18 protein-coding genes are annotated in these 16,777 nt (G+C 59.7%); 7 read left to right on the forward strand and 11 right to left on the reverse strand.

The window, feature by feature from the left end; translation table 11 throughout:
- Window positions 1-66 precede the first annotated feature (66 nt).
- A complete protein-coding gene (locus VFN25_RS01435; protein ID WP_325138129.1) occupies window positions 67-579 on the forward strand; it encodes a dihydrofolate reductase in 513 nt (170 codons plus the stop codon).
- Window positions 580-628: 49 nt separating this feature from the next.
- On the opposite strand, the gene VFN25_RS01440 is transcribed toward VFN25_RS01435, so the two are convergent.
- From VFN25_RS01440 to rsmA, 3 genes are all read right to left on the reverse strand, one after another.
- Window positions 629-1,474 (reverse strand): symmetrical bis(5'-nucleosyl)-tetraphosphatase, encoded by an 846-nt coding sequence (locus tag VFN25_RS01440; RefSeq protein WP_325138047.1) that lies wholly within the window; start codon window positions 1,472-1,474, stop codon window positions 629-631.
- Between the two features lie 48 nt (window positions 1,475-1,522).
- The gene (gene apaG / locus VFN25_RS01445; protein ID WP_325138050.1) at window positions 1,523-1,906 is read right to left on the reverse strand and encodes a Co2+/Mg2+ efflux protein ApaG; all 384 of its coding nucleotides are present in this window, start codon (window positions 1,904-1,906) and stop codon (window positions 1,523-1,525) included.
- 80 nt (window positions 1,907-1,986) lie between these two features.
- Window positions 1,987-2,808, reverse strand: a complete 822-nt coding sequence (rsmA, locus tag VFN25_RS01450) for a 16S rRNA (adenine(1518)-N(6)/adenine(1519)-N(6))-dimethyltransferase RsmA (RefSeq protein ID WP_325138052.1) — start codon at window positions 2,806-2,808, stop codon at window positions 1,987-1,989.
- A 197-nt stretch (window positions 2,809-3,005) separates the two neighbouring features.
- On the opposite strand from rsmA, the gene VFN25_RS01455 reads away from it, so the two are divergent.
- Window positions 3,006-3,884 carry a DMT family transporter gene (locus VFN25_RS01455; protein WP_325138054.1) on the forward strand — a complete coding sequence of 293 codons (879 nt, stop codon included), beginning with the start codon at window positions 3,006-3,008 and terminating at the stop codon, window positions 3,882-3,884.
- 15 nt (window positions 3,885-3,899) lie between these two features.
- Here the strand turns inward: VFN25_RS01455 and pdxA are convergent, their stop codons facing one another.
- From pdxA to VFN25_RS01490, 7 genes are all read right to left on the reverse strand, one after another.
- On the reverse strand, window positions 3,900-4,907 hold the full coding sequence (gene pdxA / locus VFN25_RS01460; RefSeq protein ID WP_325138056.1) for a 4-hydroxythreonine-4-phosphate dehydrogenase PdxA: 1,008 nt from the start codon (window positions 4,905-4,907) through the stop codon (window positions 3,900-3,902).
- The gene (locus VFN25_RS01465; protein ID WP_325138059.1) at window positions 4,885-6,198 is read right to left on the reverse strand and encodes a peptidylprolyl isomerase; all 1,314 of its coding nucleotides are present in this window, start codon (window positions 6,196-6,198) and stop codon (window positions 4,885-4,887) included. The genes pdxA and VFN25_RS01465 overlap by 23 nt, the downstream gene beginning before the upstream one ends.
- A 155-nt stretch (window positions 6,199-6,353) precedes the next feature.
- Window positions 6,354-8,630 carry an LPS-assembly protein LptD gene (locus tag VFN25_RS01470; protein WP_325138061.1) on the reverse strand — a complete coding sequence of 759 codons (2,277 nt, stop codon included), beginning with the start codon at window positions 8,628-8,630 and terminating at the stop codon, window positions 6,354-6,356.
- Between the two features lie 35 nt (window positions 8,631-8,665).
- Window positions 8,666-9,613 (reverse strand): histone deacetylase family protein, encoded by a 948-nt coding sequence (locus tag VFN25_RS01475; protein WP_325138062.1) that lies wholly within the window; start codon window positions 9,611-9,613, stop codon window positions 8,666-8,668.
- Between the two features lie 18 nt (window positions 9,614-9,631).
- Window positions 9,632-10,186 carry a cob(I)yrinic acid a,c-diamide adenosyltransferase gene (locus VFN25_RS01480; protein WP_325138065.1) on the reverse strand — a complete coding sequence of 185 codons (555 nt, stop codon included), beginning with the start codon at window positions 10,184-10,186 and terminating at the stop codon, window positions 9,632-9,634.
- Window positions 10,179-10,775, reverse strand: coding sequence for a hypothetical protein (locus VFN25_RS01485; protein ID WP_325138067.1), 597 nt, complete (start codon window positions 10,773-10,775; stop codon window positions 10,179-10,181). The genes VFN25_RS01480 and VFN25_RS01485 overlap by 8 nt, the downstream gene beginning before the upstream one ends.
- A gap of 75 nt (window positions 10,776-10,850) precedes the next feature.
- Entirely contained in the window at window positions 10,851-11,456 is a 606-nt protein-coding gene (locus VFN25_RS01490) for a histidine phosphatase family protein (RefSeq protein WP_325138069.1), read from the reverse strand.
- A gap of 76 nt (window positions 11,457-11,532) precedes the next feature.
- Here VFN25_RS01490 and VFN25_RS01495 point away from each other — a divergent pair, with 76 nt between their 5' ends.
- The 5 genes from VFN25_RS01495 to VFN25_RS01515 all read left to right on the forward strand — a co-directional run bounded on the left by VFN25_RS01495 (window position 11,533) and on the right by VFN25_RS01515 (window position 15,515).
- The gene (locus tag VFN25_RS01495; protein ID WP_325138071.1) at window positions 11,533-12,129 is read left to right on the forward strand and encodes a sigma-70 family RNA polymerase sigma factor; all 597 of its coding nucleotides are present in this window, start codon (window positions 11,533-11,535) and stop codon (window positions 12,127-12,129) included.
- The gene (locus VFN25_RS01500; protein ID WP_325138073.1) at window positions 12,126-12,926 is read left to right on the forward strand and encodes a DUF3379 family protein; all 801 of its coding nucleotides are present in this window, start codon (window positions 12,126-12,128) and stop codon (window positions 12,924-12,926) included. The genes VFN25_RS01495 and VFN25_RS01500 overlap by 4 nt, the downstream gene beginning before the upstream one ends.
- Window positions 12,927-13,372: 446 nt before the next feature.
- Window positions 13,373-13,831, forward strand: a complete 459-nt coding sequence (locus tag VFN25_RS01505) for a hypothetical protein (RefSeq protein ID WP_325138075.1) — start codon at window positions 13,373-13,375, stop codon at window positions 13,829-13,831.
- Window positions 13,831-14,727 (forward strand): DUF692 domain-containing protein, encoded by an 897-nt coding sequence (locus VFN25_RS01510; protein WP_325138077.1) that lies wholly within the window; start codon window positions 13,831-13,833, stop codon window positions 14,725-14,727. The genes VFN25_RS01505 and VFN25_RS01510 overlap by 1 nt, the downstream gene beginning before the upstream one ends.
- Window positions 14,724-15,515, forward strand: coding sequence for a DNA-binding domain-containing protein (locus VFN25_RS01515; RefSeq protein ID WP_325138079.1), 792 nt, complete (start codon window positions 14,724-14,726; stop codon window positions 15,513-15,515). The genes VFN25_RS01510 and VFN25_RS01515 overlap by 4 nt, the downstream gene beginning before the upstream one ends.
- A 143-nt stretch (window positions 15,516-15,658) precedes the next feature.
- Here the strand turns inward: VFN25_RS01515 and cfa are convergent, their stop codons facing one another.
- The gene (gene cfa / locus VFN25_RS01520; RefSeq protein WP_325138081.1) at window positions 15,659-16,777 is read right to left on the reverse strand and encodes a cyclopropane fatty acyl phospholipid synthase; all 1,119 of its coding nucleotides are present in this window, start codon (window positions 16,775-16,777) and stop codon (window positions 15,659-15,661) included.

The following is a 16,777-nucleotide window of genomic DNA, read 5'->3' on the forward strand; positions in this document are numbered from 1 at the left end:
GGTCTGGCGGGCGGTGCAGGAGCATCGGGTGACCGCGTGCCCGACGGGCGATCTTCCGAACCCCCAATCCCGTCTCCCGTCTCCCGTCTCTCCCTCATCGCTGCACTTGATCGCGACTACGCCATCGGCAAGGGCAATGCCTTGCCCTGGCATCTGCCGGATGACCTCACGCGGTTCAAGGCGCTGACCTTGGGCAAGACCGTGCTGATGGGGCGCAAGACGGCACTGTCGATTGGCCGGAGTTTGCCGGGCAGAACCAACCTGGTGATGTCGCGCAACGGCGATGTGCCGTTTGCCGGGCAGATTGGCGTCGATTCTCTGGATGCCGCCGTCGCCCAAGCCAGCGGAGATGAGCTGATGGTCATTGGAGGTGGTGAAATCTACGCATTGGCCATCGCGCGCGCCGAGCGCATGCATTTGACCTGGGTCGATACCCAGGCCGCATCGGCTGATACGTATTTTCCGCACTTCGATGCTGCTCAGTGGAAGGTCATCGCCGACACGGCGCATGCGGTCGATGAAAAGCACGCCGTCGCGTTTCGCTTTGTTGACTACGTTCGAAAGCCGGTCAACAGCTAGGCCTGTTCGCACTATTACGACGATGGCGCCGGAATAGTGCGAACAGGCCCTAGTCGGTCTTGCCTTGAGGCACGGGCCGATCGGATTTGAGGACGACGTATTCGGGTTCCTCGACATCGATGCGCATGGCCGTCAATGCGCCGCCCCAGACGCAGCCGGTATCGATCGCGTGGACGCCGAGACCGGCGAAACGGCCCAGGGTCGACCAGTGGCCGCAGACAATTCGCAGTTCGCGAGGAATGTGGCCGGGTACCGAGAACCATGGGTAAATCCCCGGACGCTGGGTTCCGGGCATGCCTTTCTCTGAAAACGCGATCCGGCCGCGAATGTCGCAAAAACGCATCCGGGTCAGCACATTGATGCCGGCACGAAGGCGATCAATGCCTCGCAGTCGCGCCGACCAGGTATCCGGCTTGTTGCCGAACATCTGGCGCAGCAATCGCTTGTAGTCGTTGGCGCGCAGTTGTGATTCGATTTCCCGGGCAACGCTTTCGGCGCGGGCGAGATTCCAGTTCGGGGCGAGGCCGGCGTGGATCATCATCGTGCCGAGATCGCGATCCACATGCAGCAAGGGACGCTGACGCAGCCAGCCGAGCAGCTCTTCGCGATCAGGCGCAAACAACACGGCACGCAGCTCCGGATTGACCCTGGCCTGATCCTTTTCACTACGCGCGCTGACGGCGAGCAGGGAAAGATCGTGGTTGCCGAGGGTGACCACGGTTCGCTCATTGAGCGATTTGATCAGGCGCAAAACCTCCAGCGATTGGCCGCCACGATTGACCAGGTCGCCACAAAACCACAGCTCATCCCGTGCCGGATCATGGTTGAGCTTGTCGATTAGCCGGGCCAGTTCGTCGTAGCAGCCCTGAATGTCTCCGATCGCCCAGACCGCCATGTCAGAGCGTCTCGTCTGGGTGATCGAAAGTCGATCCGGCGCTGGGCATCAGTGCAGAGTCCGCGGGATCGAAAGCACGAACGAGGGGATGGTCGCATCAAAATGCGTTCCGTCATCGGCGAGCATCTGGTAGCTGCCATGCATCGTCCCGACGGCAGTTTCGAGTACTGCTCCCGACGTGTATTCGTAACCTTCGCCAGGGCGCAGCGAAGGTTGTTCGCCGACAACGCCGTCACCATGAACCTCACGGATGTCACCGTTGGAATCGGTGATGACCCAGCGGCGGCTGATCAGGCGGGCACCCATTTTTCCGCGATTGTGGATGGTGATCGTGTACGAGAACACGTAGCGGTTTTCCTGCGGCTTCGATTGATCATCGATGAAGCAGGCTTCGACCGAAACGGCAATATCATGGAGTTTCTTGGCATTCATGCAGTGATTGTCGGGGAGTGGGCGACGTGCGGCAAGCTGCATTCGCGGGCAAGTGCGCTGCTGGCCCGGAATCGTGAGGCCTAGCCGGTTTGTTGCCGAGCAAGAAACTCGGCAAGCCGAACGAAGGATGGTGGTGAAATCTGCTCGGCACGGGCACGCGGATCGATGTCGACAGCACGCAGATCATCGGCGCTGGCGAGACCGTCCAGCGAATTGGAAAGCGTCTTGCGCCGCTGTCCGAAAGCGGCACGCACCAAGCGCGCAATCGAATCAAGCAGTTCGACCGGGCGCTGTTCGCGTGGCAGCGGGGTAAGCCGGACCACCGCCGAATCAACCTTGGGTGGCGGACGGAATGCCTGCGGCGGAACCGGCAGCAGCGGTTCGACCCGGCAGGCCAGTTGCAGCATTACGCTGAGGCGTCCGTAGACTTTGCTGCCGGGCGCGGCCGCCATGCGATCGACCACCTCTTTTTGCAGCATGAAGATCATGTCCTCGATGGCATCCAGGTGGGTGATGCAATGAAACAGGATTGGTGACGAGATGTTGTAGGGCAGGTTGCCGATGATGCGCAGTTTGCTGGCATTGCCGGCGAGTTGGCTCAGATCGACATTGAGCACATCGGCATTGATGATTTCGACTTCGCCGATGCCTTCGCAGCGCGCCTTGATTCGCGGTACCAGATCCCGATCCAGTTCGATCACGGTCAGCTTGCCGGCTTTGCGCAGCAACGGCAGAGTGATCGCGCCTTCGCCGGGTCCGATTTCGATGAGGCGTTGGCCAGGCATAGGTGCGACCGCCTGGACGATGCGCGAGATGATCTCTTCATCGTGCAGAAAGTGCTGGCCGAAGCGCTTGCGCGTGACGTGGGGCGCATCGGCGGATCGTTCGAAAGTTCGGCTCACGGAGATTGTTTGCCATCAGGCGCTGAAATCGGGTCCGCTAGGGTACGCGAGAACCTGGCAGGCTGCGAAAATTTCCATGTCGCAATGGCTTCGGCACTCGTAAAATGCGCAATTCTCGCCCAGACCTCGCGGTCTGCCGATGGTGAGCTAAAAATTGGATGGTGCGGGCTTTTGCATCGCCACAAAACGGGATTCGGATGCCGGTTTCTTCGCTGATTCGCCTGCTTTTGCTAGGAATGATCTGGGGCGCATCGTTCCTGTTTCAGCGCATCACCGTGCCGGTGGTGGGCGCGCCGTTCACGGCGGCGATACGCATCGTGCTCTCGGCACTCATGTTGGTACTCGTGTTGCGCCTGCTCGGGCGCGCACTGGATTTGCGCAGGCAATGGCGTGCCTGGCTCTGGCTTGGCACGATCAGCGCGGCGCTGCCGTTTCTGTGTTTTGCCTACGCGGCGCGCAGCCTGCCGGCCGGCTACATGGCGGTGATCAATGCGACCGTGCCATTGCTGACCGTGATCATGGCTTCGATCATGCTGCGCGCGCGGCCATCGTGGTCTAAACGAATCGGTGTCGTGGTCGGCTTGCTCGGGGTCGGCGTACTGGCCCGCTATGGCAGCCTTGGCATGAATCAACAGACCCTCATTGCGATCGGCCTGTGCTTTTTTGCATCGACTCTGTATGCCTACAGCTCACTGTTCATCCGTCAGCGTCATGCCAGCGTCAATCCGTTGGTGCTGGCTGGTTCCAGTCAGCTCGGCGCAGCCATCGTGATCCTGCCGCTCGGTTTGTGGAGTTTGCCAGCCACCTGGCCTGATCCCGGAGTGATCATCTGCCTGCTTGCGCTGGGCTTGATCTGTACGGGACTGGCATATGTGCTCTACTTTCGCCTGATCAGTGACGTCGGCAGCGAAAAGGCCGTGACCAATACCTTTCTGGTGCCGGTATTCGCCCAGCTATGGGGTGCCCTGTTCCTGCATGAGAGGCTGACCGTGGCCGGTGCCGTTGGCTTTGCTCTGGTTTTGCTTGCGATTGCCCTCGTCCTGGAGTTCCATCCCTGGCGTCAGCGTGTAGCCTGATCGCGTAGTCGGTCGCTATCGCCCCGCCTGTTGGCGATGGGCTGCGAGTTCAATGGCGAGGTCCACTGCGGCGTGCAGGCTGCCGGCATCGGCACGGCCCGAACCGGCAAGATCCAGCGCCGTGCCGTGATCGACCGAGGTGCGGATCCAGGGCAAGCCCAGACTGACATTGACGGCATGGCCGAAGCCTGCGTGTTTTAGCACGGGCAAGCCCTGGTCGTGATACATCGCCAGCACCGCATCGAAATGTTCGAGGTGCATGGGTACGAAGGCGGTGTCGGCTGGCAGCGGACCGATCAGGCTCATGCCTTCGCCGCGCAATTGTTCGAGTACGGGAGTGATTGTTTCGATTTCTTCGCGGCCCATGTGCCCGCCCTCGCCAGCGTGCGGGTTGAGACCAAGTACGGCAATTCGCGGTGTGTTGATGGCAAATCGCTGGCGCAAATCACGATGAAGGATGCGCAGCGTTTCGAGCAAGCGCGCTCGGGTAATAGCGGCCGGAACGGAGGACAAGGGCAGGTGGGTCGTGGTCAGAGCCACCCGGAGTGACCCGGCGACCAGCATCATCACGACTTCGCAGTCGGCATGCCCGGCAAAGAATTCGGTATGCCCCGAGAACGCCACGCCAGCATCGTTGATCACGCCCTTGTGCAACGGCGCGGTGACGATCGCATCAAATTCGCCAGTGTGCGCACCATCGGCGGCGCGCTTGAGAATATCGAGCACGTGGCCAGCGTTGCGGGTATCCAGCTGACCGGCGATTGATGGTGTGGCCAGCTCGATGTCGATGACGGCAATCTGGCCGGGAACACGTCGCGTCGTGTCGATATCGTAATCGACAAATTCGATTTTTTGCCGGGTTGCGCGAGCGCGCTCGGCGAGCAACTCGATATTGCCGATCACGACGAGGTCGGCGGCGAATTCCCCGGCGGCGAGAGCGGCAACCAGTTCAGGACCGACGCCGGCGGGTTCGCCGGCAGTCAGTGCAATCCGCGGTCGTTCAGCTGCCTTTTCCGGTAGCACTTTCGGCTCCCGGAAGACGGATTTCGATGTACGCCTCAGCGCGTAGCTGGCGCAGGAAGCTCGCGTATTCTTCATCGGCCTTGCGTGAACCGATGGTTTGACGCGCCTTGTTGCGCTCGGCCTCCTCGGTTTTGTCTTCAATGCGAGTGTCGAGAAGTTCGAGAATGTGCCAGCCGGCGTCGCTCAGGAACGGCTGACTGATCTCGCCGACCTTGAGCTTGCCGAGCACCTCGGCGACCTTGTCACCATAGCCGCCGAGCACAAACCAGCCCATGTCGCCCCCAAGGTTGGCCGTCGCGGTGTCATCGGAGTTTGCCTTCGCCACCTTGGCGAAATCCGCACCCGCGACGATTTCGGCACGGAGATCCTTGATTTCCTTTTCGGCCTGCGCGGCGCTGACGATTTCGGTTGGGCGGATCATGATATGGCGCGCGTGGTATTCGGTAACCACATCGGAGGTCGGCTCACGACGCTCGATCAATTTGATGATGTGGAAGCCGTTCGGACCGCGCACGGGCGGGGCCACTTCACCCGGTTGCAGCTTGTCGGCGATCTCGGCAAATGCACTGGGCAACTCATCGTAGCCGCGCCAGCCAAGATCACCGCCATCGAGAGCATTCTGGGCATCGGAATAGCGGATTGCGGCAGCCGCAAAATCCATGCCGTTGCGCAACTGCGCACTGACCTCGTTCGCTTTCGCTTCCGCGGCAGCGATCTGATCGGCGTTGGCGCCTTCCGGAAGGGTAATCTGGATATGCCCCAGGTGCAGTTGGCCGCGTTTGACGCCGCCGCTCTTGAGCAGCAAGTCGATTTCGGTGTCACTGACCTGGACCTGGCTCTGGATGACACGCTGGCGCAGCTTCTGGATCAGCGACTCATCGCGCACGTTGTCGCGGAACTGCTCCCAGGACATGCCCTGGCTCTGGATTGCCTGACGCAACTGGTCGAGCTGCATGCGATTCTGCTTGGCAATCTGACCGAGGGTCTGATCGACCTCGGCGTCGGAAATCTTGATGCCGGTATCGTCGGCACGGGCGATTTGCAGCTTGCTCATGATCATGCGCTCGAGAACCTGGCGCTCAAGCTCGTTGCGCGGTGGCAGCTGCTCCGGCTTGTTTGCGTACTGGGCGACAACCATGCCGACCTGAAGATCAAGTTCGCTTTGCAAGATCACGTTGTTGTCGATAACGGCGACAATGCCGTCGAGCTTTTCGGTCGGCATCAATTGAGCATGGGCAATGGGTGCACCAAGGATGAAAACCAGGATCAGGGAGACAAGCAGCTTGTTCATGCGCATGAAGAGTCCGCAGCAGCCGGAAGGAAACGGGGCTGGATTGTAAGGGGGTGTGATCACGACGGCGTTAAGGAAACGTGCGTCGACAATTCTGCTTGCAGCAGACTGCCAGGCGGTGCCGCCACCTGACTGCCGGTCTGGAGCCGAATTTGTCAGTAGCCGAGAATAGCACGACGCAGGAAATCACCGGTCTTCTGGCCGATCGAACCGACACCCTTGAATTCGACTTCGAAATACAGGGCATTGGTCATGTCGCGATCGATGTTGTGCACATAGCGACGGGCCAGCAAACGCCAGGCCACACAGCAGCTATCGTGTTCAATGCCAGCGAAAGCCTCCAGTGTCTTGCGGTCGAACATCGAGTAATTCCAGCGACCAACCAGGCGCCACGAGGGATTCAGCGGAATCAGCACCGAGGCGTCGGCTTGTTCAAGCAGGTTGCGGCGGAACCGATAGGACAAATTGAATACGCCCTCACGCCCGAAACGGTTCTGGATGCCGACAGCGGAAAGATCGGTTTGATCGGTATTCGGATTCCACTGGTTGGAGAACGTCGCGCGCCAGCGGTCGTTGATGCGCAGATCGAGTTCGCCGACGTAGGTCGAGCCGTTGAAGTCCGTTTCGGCACGCCCCGGCAACTGCACGCGCTGATCACCAAAGTAGCGGATCTGACCGATGCTCGCTGAGACCCGATCAATGCCGCTGCTGTCTTCGATAAGGCGCGAAGTGAGGGCGATGGTCAGATTGTTCGCATCCATCTGTCGATCAGCACCGACAAAGCGGTTGCTGCGGAACAGCTGGCCGAAGCTGAACGGAACCTCCTGGGTGTCGAACAGTGGCAGGTTGTCCTGGTCGCGATACGGAACCCGCAAATAGTAGACACGGGGTTCCAGCGTCTGCGTATAACCCTCGCCAGCGAAATCCAGTGCGCGTTCGAAATGCAGGCCCGCATCAATGCTGGCGATCGGAGTCCCGCGATGCGGTGACTTGTCGGTATCGCGATCGATCTGGTAACTGGTGTAGCGGAAGCCCAGCTCGGGCCGGAAGAACCACGCGGCAGCTTCCATGGGGTAGGCAAGATACGGGTACAAATCGAGGCGATGAGCGTCAACCGCGCTGTCCTTGCTGAAAGAGACATATTCGGAGCGCAAGCCGGCTTCGAGATCACCAACCAGTACCTGATCAGCATCGAAGGTTGCCCGCGGCAGACGCCGATAGGGTTCGGCTGAATGGGCCAGGGTCGGATCGGTGATCTGGTATTCGTCACCACCGATGCGCGCCTTCCACCAGCTGCCCTGGCCGACGAAATACGCGCTCGATGGCAGCAAGGTGGTTGCGGCGATATCAAGACTGCGCCCGAAATCCTCAAAATAACGGTCGTCGGAGACGTGGTTGATGTTGACCAGCGCACCCCAGTTGGCATTGAAGTGGGTGGTGTTGCCCCAGTGGATCAGGCTGCGACTCGAATCGGCAGGGGTGTCACGATCGTTTGCCAACCACTCGGCTTCGAGTGTTCCGCGGCTTGAATCGGTCAGGTAGCGAAATTGTCCGCCGAGCATGAGTCCACGTTGGGTCATCAGACGTGGCGTCAGGGTCACATCGTAATTCGGCGCAAGGTTGAGGTAGTACGGCGCGCTTATGTCGATGCCACGCTCGTTGCTGTAGCCGATGGTCGGATAGAGAAAGCCTGATTTGCGCCGGTCATCGATTGGAAAGCTCGCATACGGTAGCCAGAAAATCGGTACATCGCCGACTCGAAAGGTCATGTCATGGGCACGACCGATGCCATTGGCTTGATCGAGCTCGATGTCTTCGGCGCGAAATTCCCAGCCCGGTGAATCGAGCGGACAGGTTGAGAAGGTCGCCTTGGTCAGCGCCGCATGCTCGCTGTCGACGATTTTTGCGGTAGCGGCTCGCCCGTTGCCGCGCGAGGAAAGCAGCTGATAGCGCACGTTGTTGATCGTGGCTTGATTCGGATCAGTCGTGCCTTTGGCGTCGCTGGCCGACATCAGCATGTCGCGATCCTGATAGCGAACGTTGCCTTCGGCGGTCCACTGGGTCGAGGTCCGCGCGTAGGTAAATCGATCGGCGCGAATCAGCTGGTCAAGTTGCTGGATGCTGGCATCGCCTTCAAGCGTATAGTTTTCGCCGTCGCTGGATTGGGTCTGTCGGCCCTTGATCTCGGTATCCGCCAGGCTGCGTTCGCCGCTGCTCGGCAGGTCGGCAACGTGGAAATCAAGCAGGTCACTTTTCTTGCACAGCGACCAGTCAACTGCCGGCTTTTTGCAGATCAGGGTGCCAATCGGACAGGCCGGCGACGTGTCGGCCGCCCATGCCGGAGCGGCAAGGATGATGACAATGGCGGCTGCGACAGCGCGGCGACGGAACTTGCGAAGAGTTGAGGGCAGCACAGTATTGAGGTTTGCCAAGGCTCGGGACGCGCTAGTGTAATGCTTCACCGTCATCATCGCCGAAGTTCGTCACCAGGGTTTGGATTGGACAGGGCATTGACGTGGGCGATGGTCGACTCGTACAGGGCGTTCAGGCTGTAACCGCCTTCGAGCGAAGAGATGACGCGGCCTTCGGCATGCCGGTTGGCGATACCGACCAACATTTCCGTGACCCACGAAAAATCCTCGGCAGCCAGGTTCAGACTGGCCAGCGGATCGAGGCGATGAGCATCGAATCCTGCCGATATCAATACCAGTTGCGGCGCGAAATGATCCAGCGCAGGCAGGATGCGGGTTTCGAAAGCGGCGCGGAATTCCAGGGTCCCGGCGGCGGTTGGCAGCGGGACATGAACGAGGTTGCCGACACCACACTGGTGCACTCCACCGGTACCCGGATACAGCGGCGATTGATGCGTCGAGGCGTACATCACGCGCGCGTCGGCGTGGAAAATGTCGGCTGTGCCATTACCGTGATGGACATCGAAATCAACAATGGCGATGCGCTCGATGCGGTACTCGGCCAAGGCATGCGCGGCGGCTACGGCGACATTGTTGAACAGGCAGAAGCCCATTGCCGTGTCACGTGTTGCGTGATGCCCCGGTGGGCGCACTGCACAGAATGCGCGACGCTGCGGACTGCTGAATACCGCATCGACAGCGGCGCAGACCGCACCGGCAGCGCGCAGGCCGGCGATCAGTGACCCGGGCGACATGACCGTGTCGGCATCGAGGAAGATCTGTCCGCGCAGCGGAGATGCGCCAATGACTGCATCCAGCATGGCTGGCGAATGGACGCGTGTGAGTTGTTCCCGGGTAGCCAGCGGCGCATCGAAACGTTTGGTTTGTGTGCAAGCCGGATCGTCGAGTGCTCGAAGCACGGCTTTCAGTCGTGACGGCGATTCGGGATGTCCCGGCCCGGGCTCATGGCCGAGACAATCTGCATGCGTATAGACAAGAACCATCGTGCGACTGCTGCGGATTCAGCGCTTGACGCGTTCATGTTGCCAAAGCACTTCGCCATGTGCAGAAGCTCGCGCAAGCACGCGCGCGATGACGAAAAGCAGGTCGGAAAGGCGATTCAGGTAGCGAATGGCCTCACCGCGCACGGATTCCTCACGGGACAGGGATATGACGCAGCGTTCGGCACGTCGGGCAATGGTGCGCGCCAGATGGCATTGCGCCGCGGCCATGCCGCCACCGGGCAGGATGAATTCCTTGAGGACGGGAAGATCCTCGTTGAACCCATCGAGATCATTTTCCAGACGTTCGATATCGCTGTCATGAACCATGGCCATGCCCGGAATGCACAGTTCGCCGCCAAGATTGAACAACTCGTGCTGGATACGGATCAGGACTTCGCGCACATCGTGCGCAATCTCGCATGCCAGAACCACGCCGATTGCACTGTTCAGTTCATCGGTCGTGCCGTAGGCGGAAACACGCAGCGAATCCTTGTCGACACGGGTGCCGTCACCAAGGCCGGTGCTGCCGTCATCGCCGGTACGCGTGTAGATTTTCGACAGTCGATTACCCACGGCGGGCCTGAGCGGCGGCTTGTTCGCCTGGCAGGTTCAGCCAGCGCGCAACAATGACGTGGGCGGCAACTGCGATACAGACGTACATCGCGCTGGTGCGCAGATAAGGCACGTACCAATCGGCCATGTTCTGCATCCAGCCGCTCATGCTTGGCGACACCACACTGTCACTGAGCCAGTAGAAGCTGCCGTTGGAAATGACAAAGCAGACGCTGGCAGCGGCTACCAGGCTCAGGCCGAGCAGGCCGAGCGTACGCAGACCCTGTCCCTTCATGTGCGCGCGCAGCAAACTGCCGCCAAACCACATCGCCGCGTAAGCGGCAATCAGGAACCAGTACGCCGCGGAGACACAGTAATGACTCCAGAAGCTCAGGCCCTGGCTGCTGATGACAAGAACATCAATGCCCACGGCAAGCGCCATCAAGGCCGGAAATGCCCAGCGCATCGAGCCGCGAAGATAGAAGCCGGCGAGGAAAAACACCGCCCAGGAGGCATCGGGGAGCGCACTGAAATGGTTGATGCGCGTACCCGCCATGACGAGTGCGAGAACGATGAAGATGCCGAGGCGTTGTGGCTGCGTGAGTGTCATGTTGTCAATTCCGGGAAAGCACAACCGCTATCTTAGCCGATGACTGGCTTCCCCGGGATATTCAGGATCGGACGGTCAATCGACTTCAAACCGGGTGGCATTGACGTAGCGCACGTCGAATTGACCGTTTTCGTAGCGCAGACGCGAGACCCGTGACGCATCAACGTTAATCGTCTGCGCTCGACCCGGTGGTAGTCCCAGTGCGTGGCAAAGCAGTGCGCGGATTGAACCGGCATGGGCAATCGCCAGTACGCAATCGTCATTCGCCGTTGAGCCAAGCAAGGCCGCCAGCCATGCGCCGGTGCGACGCAGGACATCGGCAAAGCTCTCACCATCCGGTGCTTCCTGAATGACCCAGTTGTCCAGCCAGTGACGATAGCTGTCTGGCTCGGATTGCATGATCTCGTTCCAGTGCCGTCCATTCCAGCGGCCATAGTCGATTTCACGCAAACGTGGATCGGTCAGCGGTTCGGTGGCAAACGCCGCGGCAAACACCTGCGCCGATTGCTGGGCGCGGCGCAGGTCGCTGGAAAAGAGAAAGCGCGGCGCGCTGCCGTTCCAGGTTGCAGCCAGTTGCTGGACGTCGGTAAAGCCCCGCGTCGACAGCGGTCGCTCCGCCTGGCCCAGACAGATGCCGGGTTCGACATCGGTGTTGCCGTGGCGAACAAGAATCAGATCCATGCATCTTCTGCAACAGAAACGTCGCTCAAGAGCCTACCACTGCCACTTGCGCTAGTCTTTGCATCCCAAGCGCTCGTTGCGTCTGTCTGGGGCAGTTGTCGATCAGCACGCGGAAAGCCAACGCTGCAAGGAATCTTCAATGAAGCCGGTCTCTGCATCCATGAGCAGTCGTCAGCACCAATTTGAAGCCCTGGTTCGAGGGCACTCGACGGATCTTTATCGCTATGCCTACTGGCTTTGTGGTCAGGACGCGCTGGCCAAGGATCTGGTTCAGGACACGTTCCTGCGCGCCTGGCGTGCACTCGACAAATTGCGCGAAGTGGGTGCGGTCAAAGCGTGGCTGATTACGATCCTGCGCCGCGAGCATGCGCGTCTGTTCGAGCGCAAGGCGATGTCATCGGATGATATCGACGATTTCGATTTGCCGGATCCGCAAGCGACACCGGAGCGCCGCACCGAAGAATCCGTTCTGCGTCAGGCGATCGCGAATCTCGACCCGAAATATCGTGAGCCACTTGTCTTGCAAGTGCTTGGCGGCTTTACCTGTGCCGAAATTGCCGAGCAGCTCGGTCTCGGTGAAGCAGCTGTAATGACCCAACTTTTCAGGGCGCGGCAGAAGTTGAAAGGGCAACTGGGATCTGAAAGCCAGAATGCCGAGGTGAGTGAGCTATGAACTGTCTGGAATTTCGCCGTCGACTCGGAAGTGAGCCTGCGAGCACGCTGGCCGCATTTGTCGCGCATCGCGAGGAGTGTGCGCGCTGCGCTTCCGCGCAGATCGCGGCGGATGAGTTTGAAAAATGCATCCGCGGATCGCTGAGCATTCCCGTGCCGGCCAATCTGGCCGATCGCATCATTCTGGCCCAGACCACGGAATTCCGTCAGCAACGGCGCAACAGCAAGCGAGGAATGGGCGCGATTGTTGTCGCGGTGGCGGCTTCGATCCTGATCGCGGTAGTTGCGCTAAGCAATCGACAAACGGAAATGCCGGCGCTTGCCGGCATGGTTGTCGAGCACCTGCAAAAGCATGTCGTCAGCGCGACGGATGCACGGAATCCAATTCCGAAACAGGATGTCATGGCCGCGTTCGCCGATCGTGGTGTGCGCCTCAACTCGGTCCCTGACGGCGTCAACTATGTGCACGAGTGCCCGGCGGGTCCTTACAAGTCGGTGCATATGGTCATGCCCGAGCGCGGTGGTCCGGTCAACGTTGTTTATGTCGTCGACAAGCCGTCTCAGCGTTCGATAGATTTCAGCCACGATGGGATGCGCGGAAGGGAGGTGCCGATCGGCAAGGGCTCGCTGGTCATGCTGGCCAGCAGCGATGGAGATTTCGATGCCATAGAGCACAGTTGGAAGCAGGCGATGGTTCAAGGCAGTACCAGCTATCTTGAAAATGCTCGTGCGTATCGGGTGGGTGTCGATCACGCCCTCAGTCCACTGGTCCGAAACACATTTCCTGCGGCGCCGTAGTTCAAGCCTGGCAGTGACGTCTTTCCTGCGGCCGGCACGACGGTATTCGCGTTGATGCATGTTCAGGTTGATTCGCGGGCGGCTCACGCGCATCTTTTCTGCGCCATGAATCGTAGTTGGGTTTGTGGCGATCAAATCGGTGTTCCGGAATCAGGCAGTTTCTGCGGAATACTTGTTGGGCCTGGGTGAGATTGCGAATTCGCAATCTTTCTCTGGTTCAGTGCGATGGAGCCCGGCGCAGTCTCGTCGGACCCTCTGTTGGAGCGCCGCTTTGGATCCGGTCGGAGTTGGCTGGATTTGAGAATGCCGCATGCCATTGAAAGGAAGCTTGTGTTGGCATGGTCTTTTGACCTGCGCGTTCGCCATGTCGGCAAACGTTGCGGGGGATGGAAGGAAAATCCTTCAGGTCGCATCAAATCAATTCAACCGTATTGGAGAACAAGACAATGAATACAATCAAAGCAGGAATCTCGGGTTTCGGTCTCGCTCTGGTCGCCGCAAGTCTGGCCAGCGTTTCAGGTCAAGCCAATGCGGCTGGGCACGACGCCGCAGCCAAAGCTGAAGTCGGTCATTGCATGGGCGTGAATGCATGCAAGGGTCATAACGACTGCAAGACCGCCGCCAATGCCTGCAAGGGTCAGGGTGCCTGCAAGGGCCAGGGTTTTGTCGCCACGAGCGCCGATGCCTGTGCTGACCTCGGTGGCAAAATGGACAAAGAGGCCGGCATGGCCATGGTCGAATCGGCTGATCACGTGAAGTGCTACGGCGCGAATGCGTGCAAAGGCCACAACGACTGCAAGACCGCTGACAATGCTTGCAAGGGTCAGGGTGCGTGCAAGGGGCAGGGCTATATCTCGATCGCTTCCGCCACTTGTGCCAATGTCGGTGGCACGACCAAGTCGTAATGACTGAGCGCGCTGAAATTGCGCGTACGCCGGCGCCCGAAGCGGATGCTTCGGGCGTTCGGCCCTGGTATGGCTACGGACTCGGTCTGCGCACCGAACATTTCGATGCCGTGCTGGATGAGAGCCCGGCGGTTGACTGGTTCGAAATCATTTCCGAAAACTTCATGGTTGCCGGTGGCAAGCCGCGTCACTATCTCGATGCCATTCGAGCGCGCTATCCGCTGGCCATGCATGGGGTGTCCCTGTCGATCGGCAGCACCGATCCGCTGGATCTCGATTATCTGCGCGAGCTGGGCCAACTGGCCCGCGATATCGAGCCGATGTGGATTTCCGATCATCTGTGCTGGACCGCGAACGGCGGCATCAATAGTCATGACCTGATGCCGTTGCCCTACACCGAAGAAGCGATCGCGCATGTCGCATCCAGGATCGGCGAGGTACAGGATTTTCTGGGGCGCGAGATTCTCATTGAGAATGTCTCGACCTATGTCAGCTTCGCCAACGCCGAGATGGACGAAGCGGCTTTTCTGAGTGAGATTGCGCGCCGCAGCGGCTGCCGTATCCTGCTTGATGTCAACAATATCTACGTCAGTTCGCGCAATCACGGCTACGACGCCGATGCCTATGTTGCGGCATTGCCCGCCGAAAAAATCTGGCAGATCCATCTGGCCGGACATAGCGACTACGGTGATTATGTAATCGATACGCACGATCATCCGGTACGCGATGAAGTCTGGGCGCTCTATGCGCGAACACTGGAGCGAGTCGGCCCGGTGACCACGATGATCGAACGCGACGACCAGATTCCACCGCTGGCCGAACTCGTTGCCGAGCTCGATCGGGCTCGGCGGATTGGCTCTGCTGCAAGGCAGCCGGCGCAGGCTGTCTGCGCATGATCCCGCTCGATTCCCTGGAGCAGCATTTCCTCGGCCATGTTCGCGGGGGCTCGGTATTTCCGCGTGAATGGTGCGCACAAGGCCTGGTCGACAGCGATATCGGCTTGTCGATCTACGCCAATGCTTATGGATCGCGTTTGCGCGAAGCGCTGGAAAATGATCACCCCGTGCTTGCCCGTTACCTTGGCGACAATCTTTGGGCCGAGTTCTGCAATGGCTATATCGAGGCGCATCCATCGCGAGTGCGTTCGCTCCGACATTTCGGCGCGCAAGGCCCGGCATGGCTTGGCTCGCAATCGCCATTCTCGGAGCATCCGGAGATCAGTGAGCTGGCTGCATTCGAGCGCGGCTTGCTTGATGTGTTTGATGCCGCCGATGCGCAACGGCTCGATTGGTCGGTCATGCAATCACTCGATGCTGCGGTCTGGCCGGACCTTCGTCTGCATTTCCATCCGAGTTTGCGCCTGCTGCCGATGCAGACCAATGCCGTCCAGATATGGCGTGCGCTGAAGGATGAAAATCGCCCGCCAGAAGTGAGCGATGCTCCTGCGCCGGCACATTTGCTCTGGCGCGACGAGGAGCGCGTGACGCGCTTTCGCCCGGCGGATGCGGTTGAGCTCGCCGCCCTGGATGCCTGCCTGCTGGATGCGCAGAACTTCGCTTCCTTGTGCGAACGATTGGCGCAGAGTCAGCCGGTTGATGAAGTGCCGACGCTGGCGGTCGGATTCCTGCGTCGATGGTTCGAGGAAGGAATCATCAGCCGTCTTGATACTGCCGCTGGCCAATAGGCTTTGCTCTGTTGAACTCGCTTCAGGTGTGTCCAGAAGCTCATTCTCGTTGTCCTGCGAAGGCAGCGATCCCGCGCCGCTGCCTTGTGTCAGCAGTGCAGGAAAACGCAATCATCGGAGTCCTGATCGGTCCTGGACTTGTCTCAGCGCTGCGCGACATAACCTCCCGGCACGCCACGCGGGCTGAAAACGATTTGCCAGAGCTGGTCTCGGCGCGAGCGGAACGCTGCTGCGGAGGCGGCCAGATAGTAGTGCCACATGCGACGAAAGCGTTCACCATAGCGAGCTGAAAGCTGCGGCCAGGACTGCTCGAAATTCTGCATCCAGGCCATCAGGGTGCGGTCATAGTAGGGTCCGAATCCGTGCCAGTCTTCGAGCACGAAGTTTTTTTCCGCTGCTTTCGAAATTTGTGCCGCAGAAGGAATCATCGAATTCGGAAAGATGTATTTGGCGATCCACGGATCGGTGTGGTTCGACGACGTATTGGCACCGATGCAATGCAGGAGAGTCAGGCCATCGTCGATCAGACAGCGGCGGACCACTTCGAAATAGCGGCGATAGTTCTTGACCCCGACATGCTCGAACATGCCGATCGAGAAGACCCTGTCGAATTGCTCATCGAGTTCACGATAGTCCTGGACGCGAATTTCGATGGGCAGCCCCCGGCAAAGCTCGCGAGCAAATTCAGCCTGCTCGTTGGAAACCGTGACGCCGACGCCGCTGATGCCATAGCGTTCGGCGGCCAGTTTCAAGGCTTCACCCCAGCCGCAGCCAATATCAAGGACGCGCATGCCGGGCACCAGTCCCAATTTTCTGCAGACGAGGTCGAGCTTGGCTTCCTGTGCAGCATCGAGATCGCCAGCCGATTTCCAATAACCACAACTGTAGACAAGACGCTTGCCAAGCATGGCGCGGAACAGGTCGTTGCCGAGATCATAGTGGCGTTCGCCAACCTCGTAGGCGCGACGCCCGCGTTGCAGGTTGCGAAACTCCGCCTTGAGCCACAATCGCGCGTCATCGATCTTGCCAGTACGTTCATCGATATGCGCATTGAGCAGCTTGAAAAGGAAGGCATCGAGCTGCACGGCATCCCACTGCTCATCCATGTAGGACTCGCCGAGACCGAGTGAGCCGTGGGCAATGACCCGCGCGTAAAACTCCTCGTCATGAATGCGGATATCCCAGGGCGCATCGCCACCGACTTCAATGCCGCAGTCGGCAAGCAGTGAGATGACGCGATTCTTGAGGCTGGCACGAGGCAT

This window comes from Dokdonella sp. (assembly GCF_035703485.1).
GTDB lineage: Bacteria > Pseudomonadota > Gammaproteobacteria > Xanthomonadales > Rhodanobacteraceae > Dokdonella.